This is a genomic window from Pseudomonas sp. RGM2987 (assembly GCF_022952855.1).
Lineage (GTDB): Bacteria > Pseudomonadota > Gammaproteobacteria > Pseudomonadales > Pseudomonadaceae > Aquipseudomonas.
This window is the reverse complement of record NZ_JALJDX010000019.1, coordinates 1-588: the sequence shown is the minus strand read 5'-3', so window position 1 is coordinate 588 and position 588 is coordinate 1. Positions and strand designations below refer to the sequence as shown.

General features: G+C 65.3%; 1 pseudogene. It reads right to left on the bottom strand.

The window, feature by feature from the left end:
- Nucleotides 1-588: pseudogene (locus RGM2987_RS00055) on the bottom strand (type IV secretion protein Rhs); the annotation flags it as partial.

The following is a 588-nucleotide window of genomic DNA, read 5'->3' as shown; positions in this document are numbered from 1 at the left end:
GTCCAGGCCCGGATCGCGCCCGTTGGCGAGGTGGTCTGGAGCAACCGGCCCATGGCGTCCCATTGGTAATGGGTGAGTGCGCCGTGTTCATCCTGGCGACTCAACAAACGCCCCCGGGCGTCGTAGGAAAAAACCCGGTGACTGGCGTCGGGCAAGGTTTCTTCCGTCAACTGGCCGAGCGCATTCCAGCTCAGCCGGTGGAAACTGCCGTCGGGGTGGCAGGTTTCCAACAGTCGGCCTTGCCCGTCGTATTTGTAAAAGGTGACGTGGCCGTCGGGGTCGGTCTGGCGAGTGATGTCGCCCTGGTCGTTGCGCTGGTAGGTCCAGGTGGCGTTGCCGCGGGAGCGGGCGTGCAGGAAACCGTTGCGGTATTCGTAGGACGTCGGCACTTCATCCGGCGCAATCAGCGCCACCAGGCGTCCGACTTCGTCGTAGCGGTATTCGGTGACGGCGCCCAGAGGGTCCTGCTCGGCGATCAACCGGCCCTGGTCGTCATAGGCCTTGAGGTGCTCGCCGCCATCGGGCTCGACCTTGCGCACCAGCCGCGCCCGGTCGTCGTGCGCGTAGATTTCCTGGCTGCCATCCAGG